The sequence below is a fragment of the Burkholderia sp. IMCC1007 genome (genome assembly GCF_027257875.1).
Classification (GTDB): domain Bacteria; phylum Pseudomonadota; class Gammaproteobacteria; order Burkholderiales; family Burkholderiaceae; genus Burkholderia.
The window spans coordinates 1-22394 of record NZ_JAPVQY010000031.1; the positions used below are offsets into that span (position 1 = coordinate 1).

General features: G+C 66.3%; 19 protein-coding genes, 1 tRNA gene and 1 pseudogene. 6 read left to right on the forward strand and 15 right to left on the reverse strand.

The window, feature by feature from the left end; genetic code table 11:
* The first annotated feature begins 269 nt into the window (after positions 1-269).
* Positions 270-1496, forward strand: coding sequence for an IS110 family transposase (locus tag O1Q03_RS23790; RefSeq protein ID WP_269506476.1), 1227 nt, complete (start codon positions 270-272; stop codon positions 1494-1496).
* A gap of 129 nt (positions 1497-1625) precedes the next feature.
* On the opposite strand, the gene O1Q03_RS23795 is transcribed toward O1Q03_RS23790, so the two are convergent.
* The 5 genes from O1Q03_RS23795 to O1Q03_RS23815 all read right to left on the reverse strand — a co-directional run bounded on the left by O1Q03_RS23795 (position 1626) and on the right by O1Q03_RS23815 (position 4769).
* Positions 1626-2027 (reverse strand): YXWGXW repeat-containing protein, encoded by a 402-nt coding sequence (locus O1Q03_RS23795; RefSeq protein ID WP_269506477.1) that lies wholly within the window; start codon positions 2025-2027, stop codon positions 1626-1628.
* 161 nt (positions 2028-2188) lie between these two features.
* Positions 2189-2443 (reverse strand): cell division topological specificity factor MinE, encoded by a 255-nt coding sequence (gene minE, locus O1Q03_RS23800; protein ID WP_006400798.1) that lies wholly within the window; start codon positions 2441-2443, stop codon positions 2189-2191.
* A gap of 12 nt (positions 2444-2455) precedes the next feature.
* Positions 2456-3271 carry a septum site-determining protein MinD gene (gene minD / locus O1Q03_RS23805; protein WP_269506478.1) on the reverse strand — a complete coding sequence of 272 codons (816 nt, stop codon included), beginning with the start codon at positions 3269-3271 and terminating at the stop codon, positions 2456-2458.
* Between the two features lie 59 nt (positions 3272-3330).
* Positions 3331-4101, reverse strand: a complete 771-nt coding sequence (minC, locus tag O1Q03_RS23810) for a septum site-determining protein MinC (protein ID WP_269506479.1) — start codon at positions 4099-4101, stop codon at positions 3331-3333.
* A 152-nt stretch (positions 4102-4253) separates the two neighbouring features.
* A complete protein-coding gene (locus O1Q03_RS23815) occupies positions 4254-4769 on the reverse strand; it encodes a GNAT family N-acetyltransferase (protein WP_332112550.1) in 516 nt (171 codons plus the stop codon).
* Positions 4770-5440: 671 nt separating this feature from the next.
* On the opposite strand from O1Q03_RS23815, the gene O1Q03_RS23820 reads away from it, so the two are divergent.
* Entirely contained in the window at positions 5441-6601 is a 1161-nt protein-coding gene (locus O1Q03_RS23820; protein ID WP_269506480.1) for an alkane 1-monooxygenase, read from the forward strand.
* A 44-nt stretch (positions 6602-6645) separates the two neighbouring features.
* Here the strand turns inward: O1Q03_RS23820 and O1Q03_RS23825 are convergent.
* From O1Q03_RS23825 to serS, 3 genes and pseudogenes are all read right to left on the reverse strand, one after another.
* Positions 6646-8018, reverse strand: a pseudogene (locus O1Q03_RS23825) (methyl-accepting chemotaxis protein).
* A 199-nt stretch (positions 8019-8217) separates the two neighbouring features.
* A tRNA-Ser gene (locus O1Q03_RS23830) sits at positions 8218-8308 on the reverse strand.
* Between the two features lie 117 nt (positions 8309-8425).
* Positions 8426-9727 (reverse strand): serine--tRNA ligase, encoded by a 1302-nt coding sequence (serS, locus tag O1Q03_RS23835; protein ID WP_269506481.1) that lies wholly within the window; start codon positions 9725-9727, stop codon positions 8426-8428.
* A gap of 254 nt (positions 9728-9981) precedes the next feature.
* Here serS and O1Q03_RS23840 point away from each other — a divergent pair, with 254 nt between their 5' ends.
* The gene (locus O1Q03_RS23840) at positions 9982-10248 is read left to right on the forward strand and encodes a DUF2164 domain-containing protein (protein ID WP_057928507.1); all 267 of its coding nucleotides are present in this window, start codon (positions 9982-9984) and stop codon (positions 10246-10248) included.
* Between the two features lie 49 nt (positions 10249-10297).
* On the opposite strand, the gene O1Q03_RS23845 is transcribed toward O1Q03_RS23840, so the two are convergent.
* From O1Q03_RS23845 to O1Q03_RS23855, 3 genes are all read right to left on the reverse strand, one after another.
* The gene (locus O1Q03_RS23845) at positions 10298-11608 is read right to left on the reverse strand and encodes a replication-associated recombination protein A (protein WP_269506482.1); all 1311 of its coding nucleotides are present in this window, start codon (positions 11606-11608) and stop codon (positions 10298-10300) included.
* A 149-nt stretch (positions 11609-11757) separates the two neighbouring features.
* Entirely contained in the window at positions 11758-12453 is a 696-nt protein-coding gene (gene lolA, locus O1Q03_RS23850) for an outer membrane lipoprotein chaperone LolA (protein ID WP_269506483.1), read from the reverse strand.
* Positions 12454-12499: 46 nt separating this feature from the next.
* Positions 12500-14809 carry a DNA translocase FtsK gene (locus O1Q03_RS23855; protein ID WP_269506484.1) on the reverse strand — a complete coding sequence of 770 codons (2310 nt, stop codon included), beginning with the start codon at positions 14807-14809 and terminating at the stop codon, positions 12500-12502.
* A 387-nt stretch (positions 14810-15196) separates the two neighbouring features.
* Here O1Q03_RS23855 and trxB point away from each other — a divergent pair, with 387 nt between their 5' ends.
* From trxB to O1Q03_RS23870, 3 genes are all read left to right on the forward strand, one after another.
* A complete protein-coding gene (gene trxB, locus O1Q03_RS23860) occupies positions 15197-16159 on the forward strand; it encodes a thioredoxin-disulfide reductase (protein WP_269506485.1) in 963 nt (320 codons plus the stop codon).
* 135 nt (positions 16160-16294) lie between these two features.
* Positions 16295-17074, forward strand: coding sequence for a Smr/MutS family protein (locus O1Q03_RS23865; protein ID WP_269506486.1), 780 nt, complete (start codon positions 16295-16297; stop codon positions 17072-17074).
* Complete coding sequence (locus O1Q03_RS23870; protein WP_011544829.1) at positions 17061-17684, forward strand: trimeric intracellular cation channel family protein; 624 nt, start codon at positions 17061-17063, stop codon at positions 17682-17684. Before O1Q03_RS23865 ends, O1Q03_RS23870 begins: the two co-directional genes overlap by 14 nt.
* Positions 17685-17778: 94 nt before the next feature.
* Here the strand turns inward: O1Q03_RS23870 and O1Q03_RS23875 are convergent, their stop codons facing one another.
* The 4 genes from O1Q03_RS23875 to O1Q03_RS23890 all read right to left on the reverse strand — a co-directional run bounded on the left by O1Q03_RS23875 (position 17779) and on the right by O1Q03_RS23890 (position 22180).
* The gene (locus tag O1Q03_RS23875; RefSeq protein ID WP_269506488.1) at positions 17779-18897 is read right to left on the reverse strand and encodes an ABC transporter ATP-binding protein; all 1119 of its coding nucleotides are present in this window, start codon (positions 18895-18897) and stop codon (positions 17779-17781) included.
* A gap of 112 nt (positions 18898-19009) precedes the next feature.
* Positions 19010-19867 (reverse strand): carbohydrate ABC transporter permease, encoded by an 858-nt coding sequence (locus O1Q03_RS23880; RefSeq protein ID WP_269506489.1) that lies wholly within the window; start codon positions 19865-19867, stop codon positions 19010-19012.
* Positions 19857-20795 carry a carbohydrate ABC transporter permease gene (locus O1Q03_RS23885; RefSeq protein WP_269506490.1) on the reverse strand — a complete coding sequence of 313 codons (939 nt, stop codon included), beginning with the start codon at positions 20793-20795 and terminating at the stop codon, positions 19857-19859. The genes O1Q03_RS23880 and O1Q03_RS23885 overlap by 11 nt, the downstream gene beginning before the upstream one ends.
* 137 nt (positions 20796-20932) lie before the next feature.
* Positions 20933-22180 (reverse strand): ABC transporter substrate-binding protein, encoded by a 1248-nt coding sequence (locus O1Q03_RS23890; protein WP_269506491.1) that lies wholly within the window; start codon positions 22178-22180, stop codon positions 20933-20935.
* Positions 22181-22394: the final 214 nt, after the last annotated feature.

Below are 22394 nucleotides of genomic sequence, written 5' to 3' on the forward strand. Positions count from 1 at the left end.
CTCAGTAGTTGTCCATCGGGCCTGCCCGACTCCGAAGGATGAAGCGGGCTTACGGCCGGTGCTTTGCTGATTGGCGAAGCATAAGATGTCGGAAGGTATCGGTAACGAGGTCGGCCCGCTCTTGGTGCCCCGAGCCCGTTCAGTAGTTGGACCCGCAGCCCTGCGAGCACCCCGAATTGTGACCACGGGTGGCAACACCCTGGAGCACGCCTAGTAGATTTCGACGACGAGAGCTGCTGCCGGTGCCGTTGACTCTGGCAGGAGGCTCCATGCAAGTTCTCTATCCCCGCTGTGCCGGCCTGGATGTACACAAGGACACTATCGTGGCCTGCGTGCGCTGCGTTTCGGCGCCCACGCATCAGGAAGTACGCAGCTTTGACAGCACGACCGGCGGATTGCTAGCGCTGGCCGATTGGCTGGCCGCGCACGCCTGCACCCACGTCGCCATGGAAGCCACCGGGATCTACTGGAAGCCCGTGTGGCACATCCTTGAGGGCAACTTCGAACTGGTGCTGGCCAACGCCCAACACATCCGCAACGTGCCCGGGCGCAAGACCGATGTCAACGACGCGATGTGGATCGCCGATCTGCTGGCCCACGGGCTGATCCGCGCCAGCTTTGTGCCGCCGGCCGCCATTCAGGAGTTGCGCGATCTGACCCGGACTCGCAAGCAGCTCGTACGCGAGATCTCCCAGCACAGCCTGCGCATCCAGAAGGTGCTCGAAGACGCCAATCTGAAACTCGGCAGCGTGCTCTCGGATGTGCTCGGACAGAGCGGCCGCGCGATGCTCAAGGCGATTGTTGCCGGCGAGAGCGACCCGGAACGGCTCGCCGCGCTCGCCCAAGGCAACGCGCGGAAAAAGAGCGCCGAGTTGCGCGAGGCGCTGCGCGGTCACATCACGGAGCATCACCGCACCATGCTCAGGCTGCACCTGGAGGTAATCGGCGCACTGGAGCACACGCTGGCCGAACTCGACGCCGCGGTGGGAAAAGCGCTGACGCCGATCCGACAGCGTGCCCGCCTGCTGACCACGATCCCCGGGGTTAGCGACCTGACCGCTCAGGTCCTGTTGGCGGAGATCGGCGTCGACATGACGCGCTTCCCCGACGCTGGCCACCTGGTGTCCTGGGCTGGCCTGTGTCCGCGCAACGACGAGAGCGCGGGCAAGCGCCGCAGCACGCGTGTGCGCAAGAGCGGCACCTGGCTCAAGACCGCCTTGGTGACCGCCGCGTGGGCTGCCGTACGCGTGAAGACCACCTATCTGCGCGCCCAGTTCCTGCGCCTCAAGGCCCGACGCGGCCCCAAGAAGGCCATCCTCGCAGTCGCCGCCTCCATGCTCACGGCAGCCTACTTCATGCTCCGCGACGGCGCCGAATACGCCGATCTCGGCGCACACTACTTTGACCACCACGATGCACAGAAAACCATCAATCGGCTGCTCAAGCGCCTGGCCGACCTCGGCTGCCATGTCGAACCGATCGCTGAAATCCCCTAGCGCTTCCTAGTAGATCACCACCGGCGCCGGCCGGTAGTAGACGGGACGGGCCGGCACGATGACACAGCCGGCCAGCGTGATCGCGACGAGCGCGATGGCAATTGCGGTTCGCTTCATCGCACGCCTCCGTCAGGCCCAGTGGCCACGCGTCCAGAACCAGTTCGGGCCGCGCTGATCCCAATGGCCCGGCACCCAGTGCATGCCGATGCGCTCGGCTTCCCAGTGGCCGCCGATCCATACGTAGCGGCCATGATCCCAGCGCCAGTGGCCGCGCTCCCACACATAGCCGACGCGTGTCGCGGGCACGAGCTCGTAGCGCACGGGCGGCGGCGCATTCGGCGCGACGACGACGACTTCCTCGGTGCGCAGGGCGACAGGCTCGGCGACGACCATCCGGGCCGATTGCACCTGCACCGGCGCGCCGACGATGATCTCGTCCGCGCGTGCGGCGAGCGGGGCGGCAACCGCTGCCAGGCCCGCGGCGACCAGTGTGAGCGAAACGATACGACGTTGAACGATAGAGACAGCCATCACAACCTCCTGAGTGAACAATGGACGCGAGCGTATTCGTTCAATGCGGGAGGATGGCTGACGGCCGACAGACGCCGTGTTACGGCGAGCCCGAAAGTGCAACAGGGCGTAAGACGCGCACGGCGACACATGCCGCCGCGCGGTGGGACACCTTCAGAGGATCACGCTTGCGGGATCTCGATCTTGACTTCGAGCACTTCGAGATCGTCCTGGCGCTCGAGGCTCACGCGGATGTCATCGTTCGAAATCTGCACGTACTTCGAAATGACCGCGACCAGCTCCTTCTGCAGCGCCGGCAGGTAATCGGCCGGCGGCCGGCCGCCGACCCGCTCGTGCGCGATGATGAGCTGCAGGCGCTCCTTCGCGACCGACGCGGACTTCTTCTTCTCGCCGAGGAGAAACGAAAGGATGGACATGAGCGACCTCCGTTACTTGCTGCCGAAGAGGCGCTGCAGCAGGCCCGGCTTCTGGTATTCGGTGAAACGCAGCGGCTTGTCTTCGCCGACGAAGCGCGCAACGATGTCCTTGTACGCTTCGGCGACGTCGGTGCCGTCGAGGTGCACGGCCGGCAGACCCTGGTTCGATGCGTGCAGCACGGCTTCCGACTCGGGCACCACGCCGATCAGCTTGATGCGCAGGATCTCGCTGATGTCCTCGAGCGACAGCATCTCGCCTTCGCTCACGCGCTTCGGGCTGTAACGCGTGATCAGCAGGTGTTCCTTGATCGGATCCTTGCCTTCGGTCGCGCGCTTGGTCTTCGACGACAGGATGCCGAGAATGCGGTCCGAGTCGCGCACCGACGACACTTCCGGGTTCGTCACGATCAGCGCTTCGTCCGCGAAGTACATCGCGTGCAGCGCGCCCGCCTCGATACCGGCCGGCGAATCGCAGACGATGTATTCGAAGTCCATCGCGACCAGATCGTTCAGCACCTTCTCGACGCCGTCACGCGTGAGCGCATCCTTGTCGCGCGTCTGCGACGCCGGCAGGATGAACAGGTTCTCGCACTTCTTGTCCTTGATCAGCGCCTGGTTCAGGTTCGCTTCGCCCTGGATCACGTTCACGAGGTCATACACGACGCGACGCTCGCAGCCCATGATGAGATCGAGGTTGCGCAGGCCGACGTCGAAGTCGATCACGGCCGTCTTGTGGCCGCGCAGCGCAAGGCCGGACGCGAAGCTCGCGCTCGTCGTCGTCTTGCCCACGCCGCCCTTGCCCGAAGTCACCACGATGATTTTTGCCATTTACCCAATACCCTGTGTTCGTCAATGAGAGCCGATCGATCCGGAGCGTGCCGCGTGAATCACGTCAGGCGCAGCGGTTCGATCATCAGTTTTTCCTCTTCGAGCCGGATCTGCACCGATTTGCCCAGTACGTCGGCGGGCAACGGGTTCTCGGTTGTTCGATAGATACCCGCGATCGAAATCAGTTCCGGTTCGAGACACGTGCAGAAAATGCGCGCGTCGTGATTGCCGTGCACGCCCGCGAGTGCGCGGCCGCGCAACGGCGCGTAGATGTGGATATTGCCTTCCGCGATGATCTCCGCGCCGTGACTGACCGGCGCGAGCACCACGAGGTCTCCTTTCGCGTAAATCTGCTGCCCCGAACGCAGCGGCCGGTCGATCACCAGCGTCTGGCCGCCGGCCTGGGTCGCCGTCGGAGCAGCCTCGGACGTCGATTCGGCTGCCGCGGCAGCGGCGGGCGCCGCGGCGACGGGCGCCGGCTCGGCGTCCTCGGCCGGTTTCGCGGCCGACCCGCGGCGGTCGCGCGCTTCGAGCAACGGCAGGCCGGCAGTGGCCGCCCAGCCCTGCGTCGGCAGTGCGACGACGCCCACCGGGCGCATCCGCACGTCGTTCAGCATCTTGCGGATGTCGGCGAGCGCGACGCGTTCGCCGTCCGCGAGGCGGCGGACGTCGATCGCGACGACATCATCGGCGAAAAACTCGGGAGTCGCTTCGAAGCGCTTGACCAGTTCGGTACGCAACGCGTCGAGATCGGTCGTCTTCACGGTGAACAACAACGTATCGACCGATCCGCTGCGCAGCTCGAAGAATGGCGATTTTTTAAGCGACATGGACACTCTGCAAAAAATTTTTGCGTATTTTACAGGCGTCCACGCGTGCAGCCATTATTTTTGGGACCTCGGTGGCGGCGAGCACGCCACCGGCAGGCGGGCCGGCGCACGGCAACGCGTTCATCGCGCCGGGCGGCCCGCACGTTGTTCCATCAGGGTGTGTTGACGCGCGACACGAACAGCGACTTCATCGCGCCGGGCATCCGCGCGATCGGCGCATGCTCGCCGGTATTGCCGAAACCCGCGCGCTCGTAGAAACGGATCGCGTTGCGGTTCGCGTCGGCGATCCATGCATAGACGTCCTTCGCACCACGTTCGGCCAGCCACTCGGTGGCCGTTTCGAGCAGCAGCACGCCGCCGCGCAGGTGCCGGACCGCGTGCGCGACCCACAGCTCGCTGACGAATGCGCGCCGCTCGGGCGTATTGTCGAAATACGCGCCGATCATGCCGGCCGGATGGCCTTCGGTGTAAAGCAGGAAAGTTGTCGAGTCGTCGGATGCGGCGCGCAGCGCGGCGATGGCCGCCGCCGCGTCGGAATCGACGGTCAGCAATTCGGCCTCCGGCGCTTCGCCGGGCGCGTAGGGCTCACGCAGCGATGCAGCGCGGAGTTCGCGATACACGCCACCCTGGGTGGCAGCGATACGACGAACGGTCAAGGTCGAACTCATGCAGGCACAGCCCCCATCGGACAGCAAGTTACTAGCTTCAACCGAAAGCGGGGCATGAGTCAAATCGTTATTTTCAAATGGCAGCGCGGATCGAAAGACGGCAGGCAACGCGGCACGCGCGCGTGTGCAGGTGCAGCATTCGCGGTCGATCGACTGCAACGCATGCGAGCGCGAAGTGCGATCCGGACAGGTCGCCCCGCTCGCCTTTGTCGTGCATGACATTCGCACGGCGCGTGTCCGGTATTTCGCCGCCGCGATCGTAATGATCCGTAATAGATGTGTCAGCTCGCGCCGCTCAGCAACGCGCTGCTGCGCACGAATTATTGCATTGCAACATTCGTTGCGGTCCGCGCGTGCCGAAAACGAGCATGCATCGCCCGCGCATTCGTCAGACCAGACCGAAGGTCGTGCGAGCCGATCCGGCTCGGGTGGCGCTGTTTCAATCCCCCTCGTCGGCCCCTTCCGACCTGCGTCCCGCGCAGCCCGCCGTTTGGAGCTTCATGCCTAGCGGCGGGGTTTGGAAAGCGTGCGCGACGGTCGTATAACTGGCACTAGCGGACCACCGAGCCGCGGCTGCGCGCAGTGTCGCGCACCGACAACGATTCGAACGACTACCTACATGCGGCCGCCCGACGTCCCGCGCGTCGGAGACGGTACAAAGGAGGGAGACAATGGCAATGACGGACGGATCGGCCTCGAGCTGGTCGGATGGCAAACGTTATCTGTGGCTCCTCGGCGCGCTGACGATCACGCTGCCGATCCTCGCGGCGCAGCTCGCGCTTGCGACGGGACTTCACGTGTTCTGGTGGTTCGGGCCGCTGTTCGCATTCGGCGTGATTCCGGTCCTCGACACGCTGATCGGCGACGATCGGGACAACCCGCCGGAAACCGTCGTTCCGCAGCTCGAACGGGAGCGCTACTACCGCTTCATCGTCTACCTCGCGACGCTCGTCGAATACGTCGCGTTCTTCACCTGCGTGTGGATCGTCGGCACGCATGCGCTCGCGTGGTACGACTACGTCGGCTTCGCGCTGTCGCTCGGCGCCGCGACGGGCATCTCGATCAACACCGCGCACGAACTCGGCCACAAGACCAACCGCTTCGAGCGCTGGCTCGCGAAGATCACGCTCGCGCCCGTCGCGTACGGGCACTTCTTCGTCGAACACAACCGCGGCCATCATGTGCGCGTCGCCACGGCCGAGGACCCCGCGAGCGCGCGCTACGGCGAATCGTTCTGGGCGTTCCTGCCTCGCACGGTGGCGGGCAGCATCCGCTCGGCTTGGCGGCTCGAGAAGGCGCGCCTCGCGCGGCTCGGGCATTCGCCGTGGACCTGGCGCAACGAGGTGCTGCACGCGTGGGCGATGACGGTAGTCGTGTGGGCCATCGCGATCGCGATGGGCGGCAGGATCGTGATCGCGTTCCTCGTGATCCAGGCCGTCTACGGCGCGTCGCTGCTCGAAGTCGTCAATTACGTCGAGCACTACGGCCTCGGTCGCCGCAAGCTGCCGAACGGCCGTTACGAGCGTTGCACGCCGCAGCATTCGTGGAACAGCAATCACGTCGTCACGAACCTGTTCCTGTATCAGTTGCAGCGGCACGCCGACCATCACGCGAATCCGACCCGCTCGTACCAGGCGCTGCGCCACTTCGACGATTCGCCGCAACTGCCGGCCGGCTACGCGACGATGATCCTGTTCGCGTACGTGCCGCCGCTCTGGTATCGCGTGATGAATCCGCGCGTCGTCGCACACTACGGCGGCAACATGGCGCAGTCGAACATCAAGCCGTCGATCCGCGACCGCGTGCTCGCGCAGTATCCGGCCGCGGCATGACGCAACGCGGCACGGCGAGCCGCGCGCCGTCGCCGGCGATGCCGCTACGCGGCTTGCGGCAGCCTGAACACGGCGACCGCCTGCCGCAGCGCACTCGCCTGTTCGGCCAGCGCCTGCGTCGCCGCCGACGCCTGCTCGACCAGCGCGGCGTTGCGCTGCGTCGCTTCATCCATCTGCGTGACCGCGAGGTTCACCTGCTGGATGCCGCCGCTTTGCTCCTGCGCTGCGCGAGCGTGCGCACCTCGGCCGCGACGACCGCGAAGCCGCGACCCTGTTGCCCGGCACGCGCCGCCTCGACCGCCGCGTTCAACGCGAGGATGTTGGTCTGGAACGCAATGCCGTCGATCACCGCGATGATCTCGCCGACCTGCGCCGCGCTGGCGGCAATCCCGCTCATCGTGTCGACCGCCTGCGCCATCACGCTGCCGCCCGCGGAAGCAATGCCCGACGCATCGTGCGCGAGCTGCGCCGCATGCGTCGCGTGCTCGGCCGACTGGCGCACGACGCCCGTCAGCTCGGCCATGCTGGCCGCGGATTCCTCGAGCGATGCAGCCTGCGCCTCGGTACGCGCCGACAGGTCGTGATTGCCCGATGCGATCTGCGCGCTCGCCGTCGCGACGGACTCGGCATGCGAGCGCACTTCGAGCACGACGCCCGACAGGCTCGCCTGCATCGCCTGCAACGCGCGCAGCAGATCGGCGATCTCGTCACGGCCTGCGGCGTCGACGTCGCGCGTCAGGTCGCCGCCCGCCACCGCCTGCGCACAGGCCACCGCACGATCGAGCGGCCGCAGGATCGCGCGACTGAACAGGAACGCGCCGATCATCGCGACGCCGAGCACGATCAGCATCAGCACGACGCTCGCCGTGCTCGCGTGCTGCGCGTCGCGGCTCGCGCGGGCCGATACGGCAGCGCTCTCGTCGGCGATCGCCTTCGCGGCACGCTCGAGCAGCGCGGCCGGCGCGCGATCGACGCCCGCCACGGCCGTATCGCCCGCCGTCGGATCGAAGCCCGCTGCCTTGAACGCGTCGAAACCGCGACGATAGCCGTCGCCCATTGCCGCATGCGCACGCACGAACTGCTCGACGAGCGTGCGGCTTACGCCGGGCGGCAAGCGGTTGACGAGTTGCGCGGCGAGCGTATCGACCATGCGCTCGCGCGTCTGGAATGCCTGCCAGTATTTGTCGAGTTTGTCGGGCTGCTTGCCGCGCAGCAGCGTGTCCTTCCATTCCTGGACCTGCAGCTTGAACTGCACGAGCGTGGCCGACACGAGCCGCTCGTCGGCAACGTGCGTCTGCACGTCGTTCGCGAACGTATCGATCGACCGGTTGAGGATGCGGATGCCGTACAGCGCGCCGCACAACATCAGCAGCAACGCGACGGCGAATGCGAAGGGAATCTTGTAGCTTAGCTTCATGGGCCCTTGAATCGACGGGAAACGGCGCCGGCGCAGGATGGCGCCCGCCGCCGCCCCGTGTTAACGGCGCGCGATACGAAGGCTGAAGCTGAAAAAGTAGCGGCGAATTGCCGCGATCACGTCGGCGGAATGGCGACGCGCGGCGGGCGACCAAAACGAAAAACCCCATGATCCTTTCGAATCACGGGGCTTCGTATTTTGGCGGAGAGGGTGGGATTCGAACCCACGGTACGGGGAAACCGTACGCCTGATTTCGAGTCAGGTACATTCGACCACTCTGCCACCTCTCCTTCCTTGCTGCATTTCGCGGCTGGTCGTTTCCGCGAGAAAAAGATTATAAGACGATCGCTTCGCGGCTGACAAGCCCTTTCTGCAAATTTTTTTGCGAGGGCTTCGAAAGGCCCGCGTTACGACGCCTGTGCAGGCGCGTCGATGCGCTCGATGCCGCCCATGTACGGACGCAGCGCCTCCGGCACCGTGACCGAACCGTCGGCGTTCTGGTAGTTCTCCAGCACCGCGACCAGCGTGCGGCCGACCGCGAGGCCCGAACCGTTCAGCGTGTGCACGAGTTCCGGCTTGCCCTGCGCGTTGCGGAACCGCGCCTGCATCCGGCGCGCCTGGAACGCCTCGGTGTTCGAGCAGCTCGAGATCTCGCGATAGGTGTTCTGCGCCGGCAGCCATACTTCGAGGTCGAACGTCTTCGCGGCGGAGAAACCCATGTCGCCCGTGCACAGCGTGATCACGCGGTACGGCAGGCCGAGCTTCTGCAGGATCGCTTCAGCGTGACCGACCATCTCGTCGAGCGCCGCATACGATGCGTCCGGCGCGACGACCTGCACCATTTCGACCTTGTCGAACTGGTGCTGGCGGATCATCCCGCGCGTGTCGCGGCCGTACGAGCCGGCTTCCGAGCGGAAGCACGGCGAGTGCGCGGTGAGCTTGATCGGCAGCGCGGAGCCTTCGACGATCGATTCGCGCACGGTGTTCGTCAGCGAAATTTCCGACGTGGAGATCAGGTATTGCGTGATCGTGTTCTCGGCGCCGCCCTTCTCGACGCGGAACATGTCGTCCGCGAACTTCGGCAGCTGGCCCGTGCCGTACAGGATTTCGGGGTTCACGATGTACGGCGTATACGTCTCGGTGTAGCCGTGCTGCTGCGTGTGCGTATCGATCATGAACTGCGCGAGCGCGCGGTGCAGACGCGCGATCGCGCCGCGCAGCATCGTGAAGCGCGCGCCGGCGAGCTTCGCGCCGGTTTCGAAATCGAGGCCGAGCGGCGTGCCGACGTCGACGTGATCCTTCACCTCGAAGTCGAACTGGCGCGGCGTGCCCCAGCGGCGCACCTCGACGTTGTCGGCTTCGTCCTTGCCGACCGGCACGCTGTCGTGCGCGATGTTCGGCATGCCCAGCATCAGGTCGGACAGGCGCGTCTGGATTTCGCCGAGCTTGGCTTCGGACGCCTTCATCTCGTCGCCGATCCCGCCGACTTCGGCCATCACGGCCGACGTGTCCTCGCCCTTCCCCTTCATCGCGCCGATCTGCTTCGACAGGCTGTTGCGGCGCGCCTGGAGCTCTTCGGTACGGGTCTGGATCGCGCGGCGTTCCGCTTCGAGAGCGGAGAACGCGGCGACGTCGAGGGTGTAGCCGCGATCGGCGAGGCGCTTGGCGACGCCGTCGAGGTCTTTGCGCAGCAACTGGATGTCGAGCATGGGAGGACTTGGAAAATCGTTGTGTAGGACGGGAATTCTAACGCACCGCGGGGCCGCCACGGCATTGGCCGGACGGACAATGGCGCAACCTCCGGCCGGAGTGGCAGTATCGCGTGAGCGGCCCGTGCGTCGGCCGAGGGTCGATCGGCTCGCGCCGCGCCGCCGCGAAGCGCCGGACAATCGCGCCGGCCCGACGCCCTGCGGCGGGCCACGCACGCGCTTTCGCATCACCGTCACCTTCACCGAGGAACCCGATGGCCATCGAACTGGACAAGGATGTCCGCGACCGCGCAATCGCGTCGCTGCAACGCTATTTCACGGAAAACATGGACGAGCCGATCGGCAACATCCAGGCCGGCGCACTGCTGCATTTCTTCGTCGAGGAGATCGCGCCGGCGATCTACAACCTCGCGATCGCCGATGCGCAGGAGCGCCTGCATGCGCGGGTCGCGGAGCTCGACATCGAATGCCACGAAGAGCCGTTCGAGTACTGGAAGAAACAGCCGGGCCGCAAGCGCTAGCGAACCGCAGGCAGCGCAGGCAGCGCCGGCCGCGCTCATGCGCTGCCGGTCAGCCCTTCTTGCCGGCCTCGCGGTCGAGCTCGCGCAGCCACGCGAGCTTCTCGGCGATCTTCGACTCGAGCCCGCGCGGCACCGGCTTGTACCAGTGCGGCTCGCGCATGCCTTCCGGCAGATACGTCTCGCCGGCCGCATACGCGTTCGGCTCGTCGTGCGCGTAGCGATACGCGTGGCCGTAGCCGAGTTCCTTCATCAGCTTGGTCGGCGCATTGCGCAGATGCACAGGCACCTCGCGCGACTTGTCCTGCTTCACGAACGCCATCGCCTGGTTGAACGCGTTGTAGCCCGCGTTGCTCTTCGCCGCGCACGCGAGATAGATCACCGCCTGCCCGAGCGCGAGTTCGCCTTCGGGCGAGCCGAGCCGCTCGTAGGTCGCGGCGGCGTCGTTCGCCATCTGCAGCGCGCGCGGGTCGGCGAGGCCGATGTCTTCCCACGCCATCCGCACGATCCGCCGCGCCAGATATTTCGGATCCGCGCCGCCGTCGATCATCCGGCAGAACCAGTACAGCGCGCCATCCGGGCTCGACCCGCGCACCGACTTGTGCAGCGCCGAGATCTGGTCGTAGAAATTGTCGCCGCCCTTGTCGAAGCGTCGCGCATTCAACGTCATCGCGCTGCTGACGAAATCGGCATCGATCGTCGTGACGCGGGCGGACGATGCGGCCGTCTGCGCCTGCTCGAGCAGGTTCAGGAAGCGGCGTGCGTCGCCGTCCGCGTAGCCGATCAGCGTGTCGATCGCCTTGTCGTCGAATGCGAGGCCGTCGAGCGCGATTTCCTGCGCGCGCGCGAGCAACTGGCGCATCTCGTCGTCGTTCAGCGACTGCAGCACATAGACCTGCGCCCGCGACAACAGCGCCGAGTTCACTTCGAAGCTCGGGTTCTCGGTCGTCGCGCCGATGAAGGTCACGAGCCCCGACTCGACGAACGGCAGCAATGCATCCTGCTGCCCCTTGTTGAAACGGTGGATCTCGTCGACGAACAGGATCGTGTGGCGGCCGGTGCGGTTCAGCGTGTCCTTCGCCTGCTCCATCGCCTCGCGGATGTCCTTCACGCCGCCGAGCACCGCGGACAGCGCGATGAACTCGCAGTCGAACGCGAGCGCGGTGAGGCGCGCAAGCGTCGTCTTGCCGACGCCGGGCGGCCCCCACAGAATCATCGAATGCGGCTTGCCGGATTCGAACGCGAGCCGCAGCGGCTTGCCTTCGCCCAGCAGATGCGTCTGGCCGATCACCTCGGCGAGCGTCTTCGGCCGCAGCGCCTCGGCGAGCGGCCGGCGCGGCTCGACTTGAAACAGGTCGGACATGAACCCTCGCTCCACATCAAACAATGGCGGCCGACCCGGCCGCCTGACTCCACATTATGACAGCCGCGCGAACCCGCCGCCGCGCCCGAAAGCGACAAGGGCCTGCCGTCGCCGGCAGGCCCTTGTCAGCGAGAACGGCGCGGCGCCGTTCAGCCGGCGATCACGTCGGCGCCCTTCGGCACGACGAACTTGAACGTGTCGCTCTTCAGCGGCGGATTCGTCTGGATGTTGGTGAACGTCAGCAGCGTGACGTTGCCGAACACGTCGTGCAGCTCCATCGCGGCAAGCGTGCCGTTGCGGAAACCGATGCCGATCCGCTGGAACTGCGTGTCCTGCGCCTTCGGCAACATCTCGAGCCACTCGATGCCACCCTTCTCGCCGGCATCGCGCAGCGTGTAGTTCTTGTCGAGATCGTTGCTGCCGAACAGGATCGCGGCCGGGCTCGCGCCGAGCGCGCCGTTCAGCTTGCGCTCGGTGACCTGGTTCAGGTCGCGGTCGTACACGTAGAGCTTGTCGCCGTCGGCCTGCAGGACCTGCTGGTACGGCTTCTGGTACGTCCAGATGAACTTGCCCGGACGCGAGAACACGAACGTGCCGCTCGAATTGTCGTTCGGCTTCGGTGCGGGCTGCGCCGCGCTGGCACTCGCGCCCTTGCTCGGCGCCTTGACGATCTGCTGCGTGAAATCGCCCTTCGCCGAACGCACCTGCGACACGAAGGCCTTCAGTTGCTCGGTGCCGCCCGCGAACGCGTGCGTCGCCGCGAGCATCAGCGATGCGCCGGCGAACGCCGCGCCGAGCCAGCGCCGCGTCGAACGAAGGGAAGGGACGAACGAAAGTTGCTGCATGGTGCGGTTTTCTCCCTGGGTGGCCGGCGCTGCGGGCGCCGCGGACTCATTCCGCGTCGCGCACCGGCACAAGAATTTCGCGGTTGCCGCTCGACGACATCGCCGACACGAGCCCCGACTGCTCCATCTGCTCGAGGAGCCGCGCCGCGCGGTTGTAGCCGATCCGCAGATGGCGCTGCACGAGCGAAATCGACGCGCGGCGGTTCTTGATGACGATCTCGACCGCCTGGTCGTACAGCGGATCAGACTCGTCGCCGCCTTCGCCGGTTCCCGCGCCGGCCGAGCCCTCGTCGCCGTCGACGGTGCCGCCTTCGAGCAGCCCTTCGACGTAGTTCGGCTCGCCCTGCTCCTTGAGCTTCTCGACGACGCGATGCACTTCGTCGTCGGCGACGAACGCGCCGTGCACGCGCACCGGCAACCCGGTGCCGGGCGCCAGGTACAGCATGTCGCCCATCCCGAGCAACGACTCGGCGCCCATCTGGTCCAGAATCGTGCGCGAGTCGATCTTCGACGACACCTGGAACGCGATCCGCGTCGGCACGTTCGCCTTGATCAGGCCGGTGATCACGTCGACGGACGGACGCTGCGTCGCGAGGATCAGGTGGATGCCGGCCGCACGCGCCTTCTGCGCGATCCGCGCGATCAGCTCCTCGACCTTCTTGCCGACGACCATCATCAGGTCGGCCAGCTCGTCGATCACGACGACGATGTTCGGCAGGCGGCCAAGCGGTTCAGGATCGTCCGGCGTCAGGCTGAACGGATTCGGAATCTTTTCCTCGCGCTTCGCCGCGTCGTCGATCTTGTTGTTGTAGCCCGCGAGATTACGCACGCCGAGCTTGCTCATCAGCTTGTAGCGCCGCTCCATCTCGGCGACCGTCCAGTTCAGCGCATGGCCCGCCTGGCGCATGTCGGTGACGACCGGGCACAGCAGGTGCGGAATGCCTTCGTAGACGCTCATTTCGAGCATCTTCGGATCGATCAGGATCAGGCGCACCTGCTCGGCGGTGGCCTTGTACAGCAGCGACAGGATCATCGCGTTGATCCCGACCGACTTGCCCGAGCCGGTCGTGCCGGCCACCAGCAGGTGCGGCATCTTCGCGAGATCCGCGCACACCGGCTTGCCGCCGATGTCCTTGCCGAGGCTCAGCGTGAGCGCCGACGCGGCCGCTGCATAGACCTCGGAACCGATGATCTCGGACAGGTGCACCGTCTGGCGTCGCTGGTTCGGCAGCTCGAGCGCCATGTAATTCTTGCCGGGGATCGTCTCGACCACGCGGATCGACACGAGCGACAGCGATCGCGCGAGATCCTTCGCGAGGTTGACGATCTGGCTGCCCTTCACGCCGGTGGCCGGCTCGATCTCGTAGCGCGTGACGACCGGGCCCGGATACGCGGCCACGACGCTCGCCTCGACGCCGAAGTCCTTCAGCTTCTTCTCGATCAGGCGCGACGTGAATTCGAGCGTGTCGGCGGAGATCGCTTCCTGCGTCTTCGGCGCGGGATCGAGCAGCGCTACCGGCGGCAGCGTCGAGTCGCCCGGCAGGTCGGTGAACAGCGGCACCTGGCGCTCGCGCTCGACGCGCTCGGACTTCGCCGGCGTGACGACCGGCGGCACGATGGTCACCGGTTCGTGATCCTCGATGCGCACGCGCTCCTCTTCGACCTTGCCTTCACGGCGCACGGCAGCGGCCTCGCCCAGCTTGCGATCGCGCTCGGCTTCGCGACGCAGCTTCGCGACCGTGACGGCGGACAGGATCGCGCCGCCGACGCGCTCGCACACCGACAGCCACGAGAAGCGGAAATACAGCGAAAGACCGATCGCGAGCAGGATCAGCAGCAGCAGCGTGCCGCCGGTGAAGCCGAACGCATGCGACATCGCGCCCGCGACGGCCTCGCCGATCACGCCGCCCGGCGCGCGCGGCAGTTGCACCTTCAGCGACCACATCCGCATCGCCTCGATGCCGTCGCACGCGAGCACGACGAGCACGAACGACAGGATTTCGGTGAGCCAGCCGATCGGCCGCTCGGGCTCGTCGGCGACCGCCTCGTGACGCGTGATGCGCCGGTAGTTGACGGCGATGCGCCGCCCGAGCGGCACGATCAGCCAGTAGGCCGACAGGCCGAACAGCAGCAGGATGATGTCGGCCGTCCACGCGCCGACACGCCCGGCCCAGTTCGAGATGTGGTCCACCTGTGCTGCGTGCGTCCAGCTCGGATCGCGCCGGCTGTAGCTCAACAGGGCCATCACCAGAAACGCGCAGAGCGCAACCTGGAGAATCCAGCGGATCTCCGTGAGGAGCTTCGACATCCGGTGCGGCAACGCCTGTGCCTGGGCGGAATAAGGAGCTTTTGCCATGAATCCGTATAAAGAGGACGGGCCGCGCGCCCGCCTGTCGTTCGATCGCGCTTATTGTAAACGCTGCATCGGGCCGTCAAGTGTAAATGACGGTTACATAACGGGGACGGGGCGCCGCACCGGCGCCGCCAGCGGCCGCGAGCCGGCCGGATGCGCGCCCCTGCGACAACGCGCCACCGCATGGCAGACCGCCGCCCGGCCCGCTGCCCCGGTACGGACGGTGCGCCGCGAAACGCTATCGCGACGATTGAAACTCTCGTTCGGCAGCGCAGCAACGGGGCCTTTATAATGCGCGTCTGATACCCATCTATGACGGCATCCCGGTCAACCCGGACCGTCCGGCGAGCCTTATCCCGCCCGCCGCAGCCGCCTTTTACGGATTCGCACATGTCCACGCCCAAACACGCCAAAGTCCTGATTCTCGGTTCCGGCCCCGCCGGCTACACGGCTGCCGTCTATGCGGCACGCGCCAACCTGTCCCCGGTGCTGATCACCGGCATCGCGCAGGGCGGCCAGCTGATGACCACGACCGACGTCGAAAACTGGCCGGCGGACGCAAAGGGCGTGCAAGGCCCGGAACTGATGGCGCGCTTCCAGGAGCACGCCGAGCGCTTCAACACCAAAATCGTGTTCGACCACATCCATACCGCGAAGCTGCACGAGCAGCCGATCCGCCTGATCGGCGACTCGGGCGAATACACGTGCGACTCGCTGATCATCGCGACCGGCGCGTCCGCGCAGTATCTCGGCCTGCCGTCCGAGGAAGCATTCATGGGCAAGGGCGTGTCGGCCTGCGCGACCTGCGACGGCTTCTTCTATCGCAACCAGGAAGTTGCGGTGATCGGCGGCGGCAACACGGCCGTCGAGGAAGCGCTCTACCTGACCGGCATCGCGAAGAAGGTCACGGTGATCCACCGTCGCGACAAGTTCCGCGCGGAGCCGATCCTGATCGACCGCCTGCTGGAGAAGGAAAAGGAAGGCGTCGTCGACATCAAGTGGGATCACGTGCTCGACGAAGTGACGGGCGAGGACTCGGGCGTGACCGGCCTGCGCATCAAAAACGTGAAGACCGGCGAGAAGCAGGACCTCACCGTGCAGGGCGTGTTCGTCGCGATCGGCCACAAGCCGAACACCGACCTGTTCCAGGGCCAGCTCGAGATGAAAGACGGCTACATCCTGACGAAGAGCGGCCTGCAGGGCAACGCGACGTCGACGAGCGTGCCGGGCGTGTTCGCCGCCGGCGACGTGCAGGACAACGTGTACCGCCAGGCGATCACCAGCGCCGGCACGGGCTGCATGGCCGCGCTCGACGCGCAGCGCTACCTCGAAAGCCTGCACGACAAGAAGTAAGCCGGGAGCCTCGCCGCGGCCGGCGCTACAATGGCGTCCGCTGCCGCGCAGCGGGCTCGACCGGAAAGCCGCTGCCGCCGCGCAGCGGCTTTTTTGTGTCCGCGCGCCCGAACGCGCCTGCCCCGTTACCGAATCATGGCGAAGAACCAGCCCCATCCGAGCGATCCCGCGAAGCGGAAGATCGCTGCCCGCCCCGTGACCCCGGCGCCTGAAACGCCGCCGCCCGCGCCCGATGCGGCCGCGTTGCGCGGCCAGGGCCTCGCGGGCCTCGGCGCATTGCGCAAGTCGCTGCAAGGCGAAGCCGAGCGCCGCGAGCGCGCGCGCATCGAAACCGCGAAGGCCGAGCGCAAGGCAGAGGCCGACGCGAATCTGTTCCGCAACGAAATCGGCGCGATCCGGCCGCTGAACGCGCCGCCGCGCGCGAAGTCCGGCCGCACGCCGCCCGATCCGGTACCGAAGCAGACGCAGCGCGACGAGGAAGCCGTGCTGAACGCGACGCTGTCCGACGAATTCGATCCCGAGACGCTGCTCGACAGCGACGACTCGCTGTATTACCACCGCCCCGGCATCAGCCGCGACGTCGTGCGCAAGCTGAGGAGCGGCGCGTGGATCGTGCAGGCGCAGATCGATCTGCACGGCATGCGGCGCGACGAAGCGCGCGATGCGCTCGCGGAATTCATCCGCGAGGCCGGCAAGAAGGGGCTGCGCTGCCTGCGCGTGATCCACGGCAAGGGGCTCGGCTCGATCGGCAAGGAGCCGGTGCTGAAGGGCAAGGTGCGCGCGTGGCTCGTGCAGAAGGAAGAAGTGATCGCATTCTGCGAGGCGCGCGGCCACGACGGCGGCGCGGGCGCGGTGCTCGTGCTGCTGCAGCCGCACGCGGCACCGGCCGACCGGGGGCCGCGTGCCGCATCCTAGGCTGACGCTCGCGATCGCGATACTCGAGGCGATCGCGACGCTGGCCTTCGCGATCTCGGGCTTCATCGAGGCGCGCAAGAACCGGCTCGACTCGGTCGGCACGTTCGTCGTCGCGCTCGCGACCGCGTTCGGCGGCGGCACGCTGCGCGACATCCTGCTCGAGCGCCGGCCGTTCTACTGGGTCGTGCACGACGACTACGTGATCGCGATCTTCGTGCTCGCCTTGTTCGCACCGTTCGTGCTGCGGATGCTGTCGCGGCTGTCGGCCGAACGGCTGCTGCTGATCGCCGATGCGATCGGGCTCGGCATCTTCAGCATCTCGGGCACGTCGATCGCGCTCGACGCCGAAATGCCGCGCTTCATCGCGGTGATGATGGGCGTGATCACCGGCGTGGTCGGCGGGATCGTCCGCGACGTGCTGTGCAACGACATCCCGCTGATCCTGCGCGATTCGCGGCCGTACGCGACCTGCGCGTTCGTCGGCTGCTGGTTCTACCTGCTGCTCGTGTGGCTGCAGTTCGACTCGGTGTACAGCGTGCTGCTCGCGACCGGCTTCATCCTCGTCGCACGGCTCGCGACGTTCAAGTTCGACGTGCGGTTGCCGCACTGACCGGCGCATCGCGGACGCGTCAGCCGCATCGCCGAAACGACAAAGGGGCCGTTCATCGAAACGGCCCCTTCTTTCATTCAGCGCAAGCGCCGCGTCACGCGATCCGCTCTTCCGACGCCGGATCGAACAGCACGGCCTTCGACACGTCGAACAGCAGCGACTGCGTCTGCCCCGGCTGCGGGTTCGCGGCCGGATGCACGCGGCTCACGATCCGCTTGCCGTTCACCTGTGCGAACACGTGCGTGTCCGGCCCGGTCGGCTCGGTCACGTCGACGCGCACGTCGATCGGCTGCAGCTTCGACGCCTCGCCGTTGTGCGCGTTGCGCGCGTCGGTGATGCGCTCCGGGCGCAGCCCGAGGATCACCTCGCGGCCGACGTGCGACTTCAGCTTCACCGCGTCGAACGGCAGGTTCAGCGCGCTGCGCGCGAGGCCCGTGTCGATCTCGAGCGCGATCCCGCTGCCCTGCTCGACCAGCTTGCCATTGATGAAGTTCATCGGCGGCGCGCCGATGAAGCCCGCGACGAACAGGTTCGACGGCGAATCGTAGATCTCCTGCGGCGCGCCGAACTGCTGGACCACGCCATCCTTCATCACCGCGATCCGGTCGCCGAGCGTCATCGCCTCGATCTGGTCGTGCGTCACGTAGACGATCGTCGTGCCGAGGCGTTGGTGCAGCAGCTTGATTTCCGCGCGCATCTCGATGCGCAGCTTCGCGTCGAGGTTCGACAGCGGCTCGTCGAACAGGAACAGCGACGGATCGCGTGCGAGCGCGCGGCCCATCGCGACGCGCTGGCGCTGGCCGCCCGACAGCTGCCCCGGCTTGCGGTCGAGCAGATGCTGGATCTGCAGCATCGCCGACACGCGGTCGACGATCTGCTGCTGTTCGTTCTTCGGCACCTTGCGGATGTTCAGGCCGAACGAGATGTTCTCGCGCACCGTCATCGATGGATACAGCGCGTACGACTGGAACACCATCGCGATGTCGCGATCCTTCGGCGACAGGTTGTTGACGACCTTGCCGTCGATGCAGATCTCGCCGCTCGTGACCGTCTCGAGCCCGGCGATCATGTTGAGCAGCGTCGATTTCCCGCAGCCCGAGCCGCCGACCAGGATCAGGAACTGTCCGTCCTCGATCTCGATGTCGACACCCTTCAGGACCGGCACCCCGTTCGGGTAGGTCTTGTACACGTCACGGATGGAAAGGCTTGCCATGCTGTGAATCCTCTGTCTCGTCTCGCGCGGCGCACGCAGGCGCCGCGTCGGGTTCGTTTCGATGCGCCGCGCGTGCTGCGCGGCCGGTTCGTCGTATCGGATGAAGCCGCGCTTACCCCTTCACCGCGCCCGCCGTCAGCCCGCGCACGAAGTAGCGGCCGGCGACGATGTAGACGAGCAGCGTCGGCAGCGCGGCGATGATCGCGCCGGCCATGTCGACGTTGTATTCCTTCACGCCCGTCGACGTGTTGACGAGGTTGTTCAGCGCAACTGTGATCGGCATCGAATCGACGCCGGAGAACACGATCCCGAACAGGAAGTCGTTCCAGATCTGCGTGAACTGCCAGATCAGGCACACCATGAAGATCGGCAGCGACACCGGCAGCAGGATCTTCGTGAAGATCGTGAAGAAGCCGGCGCCGTCGATGCGCGCGGCCTTCACGAGTTCGGCCGGCACGCTCACGTAGAAGTTGCGGAAGAACATCGTCGTGAACGCGATCCCGTACACGACGTGCACGAACACGAGGCCCGGAATCGTGTTCGCGAGGCCGAGCATCCCCTGCAGGCGCGCCATCGGCAGCAGGATCACCTGGAACGGGATGAAGCAGCCGACCAGCATCATCGTGAACAGCGCGTCCGCGCCGCGAAAGCGCCAGTGCGTGAGCACGTAGCCGTTGAACGCGCCGACCAGCGACGAGATCAGCACGGCCGGAATCACCATCTGCAGCGAGTTCAGGAAGAACGGCTTCATCCCGTCGCAGCGCACGCCGGTACACGCGCCGCTCCACGCCTTCACCCACGGGTCGACGGTCCACGAGGTGGGCGGCGTCAGCAGGTTGCCGGTGCGCAGCTGGTCGAGGTCCTTGAACGACGTCGACAGCATCACGTAGATCGGGAACAGGAAATACAGCGCGAACAGGATCAGTGCCGCATAGATCACGGCCCGGCTGATTGTCATCTTAGGCTGCATTGCGGGTGCTCCTCGATTCCATATACATCAGCGGCACCAGCACCGCGACCACGGTCGCGAGCATCATCACCGACGACGCGGCACCCAGCCCGAGCTGGCCGCGGTTGAACGAAAACGTGTACATGAACATGGCCGGCAGCGACGACGACGTGCCCGGGCCGCCCGCCGTCAGCGCGACGACGAGGTCGAAGGTCTTGATCGTGATGTGGCAGAGGATCAGCAGCACCGAGAAGAACACCGGGCGCATGCTCGGGATCACGATCTTGCGGTAGATGGTCGGCAGCGTCGCGCCGTCGACCTGCGCGGCCTTGAAGATCTCGCCGTCGACGCCGCGCAGCCCCGCGAGGAACAGCGCCATCACGAAGCCGGTCGACTGCCACACGGCCGCGATCACCACGCAGAAGATCGCCTTGTCCGGATCGTCGAGCCAGCCGAACGAGAAGCTCGTCCAGCCCCAGTCGTGCATCACCTTCTCGAGGCCGAGGCCCGGGTTCAGGATCCACTGCCACGCGGTGCCGGTCACGATGAACGACAGCGCCATCGGGTACAGGAAGATCGCGCGCAGCGCGCCTTCGTTGCGAATCTTCTGGTCGAGCAGGATCGCGAGGAACAGGCCGAGCCCGACGCAGATCGCGATGAACGGAATCCCGAACCAGCCGAGGTTCGCGGCGGAGGTCCACCACACGTCGTTCTGGAACAGGTCCGTGTAACGGCCGAAGCCGTCGAATTCGTAGTTCGGCAACAGCCGCGATTTGGTCAGCGACAGATAGCCGGTAATCAGGATGAAGCCGTAGATGAACACCACGGCGATCGCGATGCTCGGCGCGAGCACGAGCTTCGGAATCCAGCGATCGGCGAAGGCCGACATCGGCGACGTGCGCCGCGCGACGGCAGCGCCGGATCCGTTTCCGCTAAGAGGGGCAGCCACTTGATTCGACTCCTGGAACGAGGGCGACGCAGGCCGGGCCGGCGCCGCTACGGCGCGGGCCCGCGGGCGAGCCCGTTTGCTGCACATGCAAGAGCGCCCGGCCGATCGTGCGTGTCCGGCCGGGCGCCCGTCGCGTTTTACTTCACCTTCGCGGCCTTCGCGAGCGCGGCCACCGCGCTCTTCGAATCCTGCTGCGAGTTCATGAACTTCGTCACGACGTCGGTGATCGCGCCGGCCGTCGCGTCGTTCTGCGCCATCCCGTGCGCGAGCGACGGCACGTAGCCGCCGGACTTGATCGCGACCTGCTCGTCGGCGTACGACTTCTTCGCGCAGTCGTCGAACTTGTCCATCTTCACGCCGAGGCGCACCGGGATCGAGCCCTTCAGCAGGCTGAACTGTTCCTGGAACTCCGGCGTCATGATCGTCTTCGCGAGCGCGAGCTGGCCCGGCGTCGCGGCCTTCTGGCCCTTCTGCTCGAAGAACACGAACGAGTCGACGTTGAACGTGTACGCGTTCGCGGTGCCCGGCACCGGCGCGCAGACGTAGTCCTTGCCCGCCTTCTTGCCGGCGGTCTCGAACTCGCCCTTCGCCCAGTCGCCCATGAACTGCATGCCGGCCTTGCCGTTGATGACCATCGCGGTCGCGAGGTTCCAGTCGCGGCCGTTACGGCCCGTGTCGAAGTAGCCCTGGATCTTGCGCACCGTGTCGAACACCGACACCATCTGCGGCGACGTCAGCGTCGCCTGGTCGAGATCGACCAGCGCCTTCTTGTAGAACGCCGAACCCTGCGACAGCACGACGTCTTCCCACAGCGTCAGGTCCTGCCACGGCTGGCCGCCCATCGCGACCGGCTGGATGCCGGCGGCTTTCAGCTTGTCGGCGACCGCGAAGAATTCGGGCCAGGTGGTCGGCACCTTCGCGCCGACCTTGTCGAGCGCGGCCTTGTTGATGTAGAGCCAGTTCACGCGGTGCACCGAGAACGGCGCGGCGACGTAATGGCCCTTGTACTGCACGATCTTGTCGATTTCCGGCGGCAGGTTCTTCTTCCAGTCGCCGGCGACGGAATCGATGTTGACGAGCACGCCCTGGTCGGCCCAGTCCTGGATCAGCGGGCCCTTGATCTGCGCGGCCGACGGTGCGTCGCCGCTGATCACCTTGGTCTTCAGTGCGGTCATGGCCGCCGCGCCCGCGCCGCCCGCGACCGCGAAGTCCTTCCATACGTAGCCCTGCTTCTGCACGTCGTCCTTCAGCACGCCGACGGCTTTCGACTCGCCGCCCGAGGTCCACCAGTGCAGCACCGTCACGTTCTCGGCCGCCTGCGCCGCCCCGGCGCCAGCCATCAGACCCGCGGCGCAGAGCGCGCCCATGATCGAGCGAACTTTCATTACTTATCTCCTCCAGACTGAATCAACTCGTGAGGTTCCCTGGACGGGAACCGGCTTCTTGATAAACGACGGGGAAATCGAGCCGCGGGACGCATGCAGCGTACGGGGCCGATGACCGGCCGGGCTCTTACAGAAAGCGTGAATCGAGATTCAACGGCGTGTCTCCTCTTTGTGTTTCTGGCCCGCCGCGATGCTGCGACGCGAGCCCGGGGCG

What these genes read in the sequence shown, in the direction of transcription:
- O1Q03_RS23790 (WP_269506476.1), top strand. Translation starts at nt 270, where the DNA reads ATGCAAGTTCTCTATCCCCGCTGTGCCGGCCTGGATGTACACAAGGAC.
- O1Q03_RS23795 (WP_269506477.1), bottom strand. Translation starts at nt 2,027, where the DNA reads ATGGCTGTCTCTATCGTTCAACGTCGTATCGTTTCGCTCACACTGGTC.
- minE (WP_006400798.1), bottom strand. Translation starts at nt 2,443, where the DNA reads ATGTCCATCCTTTCGTTTCTCCTCGGCGAGAAGAAGAAGTCCGCGTCG.
- minD (WP_269506478.1), bottom strand. Translation starts at nt 3,271, where the DNA reads ATGGCAAAAATCATCGTGGTGACTTCGGGCAAGGGCGGCGTGGGCAAG.
- minC (WP_269506479.1), bottom strand. Translation starts at nt 4,101, where the DNA reads ATGTCGCTTAAAAAATCGCCATTCTTCGAGCTGCGCAGCGGATCGGTC.
- O1Q03_RS23815 (WP_332112550.1), bottom strand. Translation starts at nt 4,769, where the DNA reads ATGAGTTCGACCTTGACCGTTCGTCGTATCGCTGCCACCCAGGGTGGC.
- O1Q03_RS23820 (WP_269506480.1), top strand. Translation starts at nt 5,441, where the DNA reads ATGGCAATGACGGACGGATCGGCCTCGAGCTGGTCGGATGGCAAACGT.
- serS (WP_269506481.1), bottom strand. Translation starts at nt 9,727, where the DNA reads ATGCTCGACATCCAGTTGCTGCGCAAAGACCTCGACGGCGTCGCCAAG.
- O1Q03_RS23840 (WP_057928507.1), top strand. Translation starts at nt 9,982, where the DNA reads ATGGCCATCGAACTGGACAAGGATGTCCGCGACCGCGCAATCGCGTCG.
- O1Q03_RS23845 (WP_269506482.1), bottom strand. Translation starts at nt 11,608, where the DNA reads ATGTCCGACCTGTTTCAAGTCGAGCCGCGCCGGCCGCTCGCCGAGGCG.
- lolA (WP_269506483.1), bottom strand. Translation starts at nt 12,453, where the DNA reads ATGCAGCAACTTTCGTTCGTCCCTTCCCTTCGTTCGACGCGGCGCTGG.
- O1Q03_RS23855 (WP_269506484.1), bottom strand. Translation starts at nt 14,809, where the DNA reads ATGGCAAAAGCTCCTTATTCCGCCCAGGCACAGGCGTTGCCGCACCGG.
- trxB (WP_269506485.1), top strand. Translation starts at nt 15,197, where the DNA reads ATGTCCACGCCCAAACACGCCAAAGTCCTGATTCTCGGTTCCGGCCCC.
- O1Q03_RS23865 (WP_269506486.1), top strand. Translation starts at nt 16,295, where the DNA reads ATGGCGAAGAACCAGCCCCATCCGAGCGATCCCGCGAAGCGGAAGATC.
- O1Q03_RS23875 (WP_269506488.1), bottom strand. Translation starts at nt 18,897, where the DNA reads ATGGCAAGCCTTTCCATCCGTGACGTGTACAAGACCTACCCGAACGGG.
- O1Q03_RS23880 (WP_269506489.1), bottom strand. Translation starts at nt 19,867, where the DNA reads ATGCAGCCTAAGATGACAATCAGCCGGGCCGTGATCTATGCGGCACTG.
- O1Q03_RS23890 (WP_269506491.1), bottom strand. Translation starts at nt 22,180, where the DNA reads ATGAAAGTTCGCTCGATCATGGGCGCGCTCTGCGCCGCGGGTCTGATG.